Below are 4996 nucleotides of genomic sequence, written 5' to 3'. Positions count from 1 at the left end.
ATCTGGCGCAGCTCAAGGAGTATATGAGCCCAGAGAACATCTTCAGCGAATACGCCTACTTCTCTTCGTTCTCGACCAGCTGGGTGGCTCATTCGAAACTTTATTGCGAGACGATCACACGACGCCTTGGGCTTGGCCCTGACAGCCTTGCGGTGGAACTCGCAAGTAATGACGGTTACTTGCTGCAGCATTTTCTGCCACTCGGCGTTCCTGTGTTGGGCGTCGAGCCGGCAGCCAATGTCGCGCGCGCCGCGATCGAGAAGGGGGTGGCCACCTGGGTCGACTTCTTCGGCGTCCGGCTGGCAAATCAAATGGTGGGCGAAGGACTTCGCGCGGACCTCATCATTGGCAACAACGTCCTGGCGCAGGTGCCAGACCTCAATGACTTCGTCGCCGGGGTGGCGATCCTGCTCAAACCGGAGGGCATGGTCACTCTCGAATTCCCACACATCGAGCGGCTGATGGCGGAGAACCAGTTCGACACCATCTACCACGAGCATTTTTCGTATTTCTCACTGTTGACGGTCGACCTGATGGCGGCCCGTCACGGGCTGCGGCTGATCGATGTCGAGGAACTTCCCACCCACGGTGGGTCGCTGCGGGTCTATCTCTGCCACGAAGGCAGTGCCTGGCCGAGGAAGGACAGCATCGCCCAATTGCTCGAGCGCGAAACCAGGCATGGGCTTGGAGAGATGTCGACCTACGCCTCTTTCGGCTACAAGGCGCAGCGCGCGAAGCGTGATCTCTTGGCATTCCTGATTTCGGCCAAGGAAGAGGGCAAGACGATTTGCGGTTACGGCGCGCCTGGCAAGGGAAACACGCTGCTGAACTACTGCGCCATCGGCACCGACTTCCTGGATTTCACAGTGGACCGCAACCCGTACAAGCACGGGCGTTATACACCTGGAATGCACATCCCGATCAAGCCCGTCGACGCAATCGACGAGGCTAAGCCAGACTACATCCTCATCCTTCCGTGGAATCTGAAGGACGAGATCATTCAGCAGATGCGCCATGTCGCCGCTTGGAACGCGAAATTCGTAGTGCCGATTCCTTTCGTGACCGTAATCGATCCGTCGGAGTACGAGAAATGAAAGTCATTCTTTTCTGTGGCGGTCGCGGGACCCGCATTCGCGACTATTCCGAAAGCATCCCAAAGCCGATGATACCGCTCGGCCACCAGCCGATCCTGCGCCATGTCATGCAATGGTATAGTGACTATGGGCATGACGAGTTCGTGTTGTGTCTGGGCTACAAGGCCAACGTGATCAAAGACTTTTTCTTGAACACCCGGCCGCAAACGTTTTCCGATTGCGTGGTTACGCGAGGAGGCCAGGACGTCAAGCTCCTCGGCGACACAATCAAGGACTGGAGCATCACTCTGCTCGATACCGGTATTTGGCGCAGCATTGGAGAGCGCCTGTGGGCTGCGCAGGATCACGTCAGGAACGAGAAGATCTTCCTGGCCAACTATTCCGACGGCCTGACCGATGTCGACTTGGACGACATGATCGGAAAATTCGAGGCCAGCGGCAAGATCGGGTGCTTTCTGGCAGTGCACGCGCCGCTGACTTACCATTTGGCCGACATCGCGGAAGATGGCCGCGTGCGCGAGTTTCGTGCGGCCGAGACATCGGAGATCTGGATCAATGGCGGCTACTTTATATTCCGTCCGGAAATTTTCAACTACATGCGCGACGGCGAGGAACTCGTTGTCGAGCCGTTCAAGCGTCTGATCGATGACAACATGCTGATGGCGTACAAGCACGAGGGTTTCTGGCGTTCAATGGACACGCTGCGCGATTGGCAATCCCTCGAAGACATGGTCGAAAAGGGCGACATGCCCTGGAGTATGATAGCCACCGCCGAGAAGAATAGGCGTAGTATGGGGTTGGCCGCATCATGAAGGGGCTTGGTCTCGCGCGTGGCGGCGAGGAACTCTCGATTCTGTGCGTCGGGGCCCATTCCGACGACATTGAGATCGGCGCGGGAGGCACAATCCTCAGTCTGATCGCGTCGGAGGTCAAACTTCACGTCTACTGGTGCGTCTTAAGCGCCGGCGGCCAGCGGTCGGCCGAAGCCAGGGCTTCGGCCGAAGCCTTCCTCGAAGGATCCCATTCGTCCACGATCGACGTTGCGGATTTTGAAGACGGCTATTTCCCAGTTCACAGCCGATCGATAAAGCATTGGCTGATGGACGTAAGATCAAGGGTTCATCCCGACGTGATATTAACCCATGCCAGGTTCGACGCCCATCAGGACCATAGGGAGGTCAACCAACTGACCTGGAACGTTTTCCGCGATCACCTTGTGCTCGAATACGAGATTCCGAAATGGGACGGCGATCTTTGCCAACCCAATGCGTATGTGCCGATTGCAGCCCACGTGCTGGAACGCAAGATCCAACTCCTTCACGAGCACTTCGGGACACAGCGCTCAAAGGACTGGTTCGATCGGGAGACATTCGCCGGGCTTGCGCGGTTGCGTGGAATGGAATGCCGGGCACCCGAGCACTTTGCGGAGGCCTTCACGCTTAGGAAGGTCAAAATATTGTAGCGATAGCCCTCCGGGGTCGCTGTCGCAAGGATTGGTCCCCCAGGACGGCACGACCAGTTCCACGAGAGAGCAGCAACCTGGTCCTCGCCATTGACGAAGTGTCACTTCCGGCTGGTTGCTGGACAGTGAGGCAGGCGTGCTTTGGACGCCTCGCAATGGTTAGTCTTTAGGAACAGGACATATGGGAGCTGGCTATATGCGGGGCGCCCACCACGGGTGTCCAGCGGGACGGAGGTCCCTCAATTGTGCAGCAATCATCCCCCAGATCAGACGCTACGCGAGAGCAAAACGGTCCGCACGATTTAACCAAAGTTAGCGTCTCATTTGCTTCGTCACTCCACAGCCAGAGATCCTTCGGCGAAGAGATCGTTGACCTTGTAAGCGACTTCCGTCCGGTTGGTCGCCTTAAGCTTTTTCATGATGTTGCGGATGTGCACCTTCACGGTGCTTTCTCTCAGGTTCAGCTCATAGGCGATGATCTTGTTCGCCTTGCCGCGTCGGAGCGCCTGGGCGACCTCAGCCTGTCTGAGCGTGAACATGCCTGTCAAAGGTGTTTCAAGGCTGCCTGAATCTATCAGGTGCCGCATGGACAGGACACTACTTGCAGGAACGAAAATGCCTCCTGCCACCGCAAGATTGATCGCCTCGACACAGACGTCGATCCCGACAGAGGTCGGAATGTAGCCACGTGCGCCACATTCGAGAGCCGCCAGTATCTGTGCAAGGTCTTCTGTGTCGGCCAAGATCACCACAGGCACCGACCTGAACTCGGACGAAATGCGCCTGATCTGATCCGCTATGCCATGGTCGGTGACTTTCCGGCCGCCCAGGTTGAAAAGAATGGCTGCAAGGATCATCCCCTCTTTCACGCGCCATTCGTCTATCGAACCCTTGGCCTCGACGGCCATGCCGAGTTCGTGGTCTTCCAAGGCCGATGCCAGACATTCGCGATCTAGCGCCCTTCCGTCCAAGATGAGGAGGCATTCTCTGCCTACTTGTTCATGGACCGTTGCTTTTCCGCCGGACGGAATTCCTGCCGGCTCTACCGAAGTGTATTTATGCAGTTCTACTGTGGAACTCATACTCTTACCCACCCTTTTCCCAACAAAATCCGCCCTAAGGCGGCAATTAGCCCCTCACTCGTCAGTTTCTTCAGAAAGTATAGTAATGCCCACCCGTTCTGAGAGCCTGGCTGGAATTGTCCAACCTGGTGCACCCGCTGTTCCTCATTCCCAGCCAGAACAGCGTGAGTAGCTTATGGGCTATTCACAAGCGGGCGCTAACATAAGTTAATTTTCGGTAAATTTTTGAGCCACGAAATCCCGACGCCTACCGGGAAACGCGAAGCCAGGGCGGCCGCGCCGCGCTTGTGCCGACACAGATACGCGTTGCGAAGGCTCGGGCTGAGGTGGCCACCTGAGGACCATCCTCCGTCAGCAAACACATATCCAGAACGGATCCGGCATTCTGGATCTCGGCTTCCAGCGCGTCGATCAGTCTTTCGACGGCTTTGCTGGCAATATGGCTGTCAGGGTACTTGGCTTTCACAGTGGCGCACTCGTAGATTTCCTTGAATTGCCTGACCCTGCTTGGGTCCGAACATGCGATATACATCGCGGGTGTCATATCGCCTCTCCTCCTTATGGTGGATTCTAGACAACCCGCCCGTTGCCAGCCTTCGGTCCGTCACGCGCATTTCTTAGTGCCGACATAGATGCGGCCATTCAGCCCAGGATCGCATTTTGCGCCGGCCACTGCCTTCACCATCAAGGGCAAGGGCGATGGAGACGAGCGCGTCCGCTACCTCCCTTCGCGGGTGAAGGCTACCCCCTTTGACTCTCTTGCGGGGGATACTCACCTGCCGAAAGATTGGCCATCGGACAGCTTGCTGTATCCGCTCACCGGGAACTCGATCGGCATGCAGGTGTCTTTGCCGGGACTGCTAGTATGCGCGGCTATTTTGCTTGTTGCGTACTATTCAAGGGGAATGCTGATCATAGGCTTGATCGCTTCCCAGGCTTTCGGTGCGACGGCCGTGATGACCCTGAGCTTTCTGGGTGGCTCATCCCCCTTGATCTACACCTTATTCGCGGGCCTGCTCGTCACGGCCGTCGCCGCGAGACGGCGTATCTGGTTTGATCTTGGATTCGTGTTCGGAAGCATCGGGTCGATCTGGGTCCTTACAAGCCTTATGCTTTACGCAATCATCGGATCATGGCTGTTTCCGAGGTTCTTTGCGGGACAGACGACCGTATTCGTGCAGTCCAAGAACCGTGGAACAGTCGTAGAAGATTCATTGGCGCCCGTTTCAGCCAACATTTCGCAGACGGGCTACTTTATTCTTGGTGGCCTCGCCGCGATAGCACTTTGCGCCCTGCTGCTGCACTCCAACCGGATCGATCAAATCAGGCGCGGCTTCTTTTTGTGGTGCGGCCTTCAC

4 protein-coding genes and 1 pseudogene are annotated in these 4996 nt (G+C 56.8%); 4 read left to right on the top strand and 1 reads right to left on the bottom strand.

The genetic code is table 11. The annotated features are described in order from the left end of the window. The 3 genes from EN914_RS23980 to EN914_RS23970 form a co-directional block, all read left to right on the top strand. Nucleotides 1–1094 (top strand): class I SAM-dependent methyltransferase (locus EN914_RS23980; protein WP_127389308.1); only part of this gene is annotated, 1094 nt, incomplete at its 5' end. Next, nucleotides 1091–1906 carry a sugar phosphate nucleotidyltransferase gene (locus tag EN914_RS23975; RefSeq protein ID WP_024505402.1) on the top strand — a complete coding sequence of 272 codons (816 nt, stop codon included), beginning with the start codon at nt 1091–1093 and terminating at the stop codon, nt 1904–1906. The genes EN914_RS23980 and EN914_RS23975, both read left to right, overlap by 4 nt. Next, nucleotides 1903–2556 (top strand): PIG-L deacetylase family protein, encoded by a 654-nt coding sequence (locus EN914_RS23970; RefSeq protein WP_024505401.1) that lies wholly within the window; start codon nt 1903–1905, stop codon nt 2554–2556. The genes EN914_RS23975 and EN914_RS23970 overlap by 4 nt, the downstream gene beginning before the upstream one ends. Before the next feature lie 332 nt (nt 2557–2888). Here EN914_RS23970 and EN914_RS23965 read toward each other — a convergent pair whose 3' ends face one another. After that, nucleotides 2889–3638 carry a response regulator transcription factor gene (locus tag EN914_RS23965; protein WP_024505400.1) on the bottom strand — a complete coding sequence of 250 codons (750 nt, stop codon included), beginning with the start codon at nt 3636–3638 and terminating at the stop codon, nt 2889–2891. An 836-nt stretch (nt 3639–4474) separates the two neighbouring features. On the opposite strand from EN914_RS23965, the pseudogene EN914_RS23960 reads away from it, so the two are divergent. Continuing rightward, nucleotides 4475–4996 (top strand): annotated as a pseudogene (locus EN914_RS23960) (hypothetical protein); the annotation flags it as partial.

Origin of the sequence: Mesorhizobium sp. M7A.F.Ca.CA.001.08.2.1 (genome assembly GCF_003998455.1) — a bacterium.
Taxonomy (GTDB): domain Bacteria; phylum Pseudomonadota; class Alphaproteobacteria; order Rhizobiales; family Rhizobiaceae; genus Mesorhizobium; species Mesorhizobium ciceri.
This window is presented reverse-complemented; position numbering and strand designations above follow the sequence as displayed.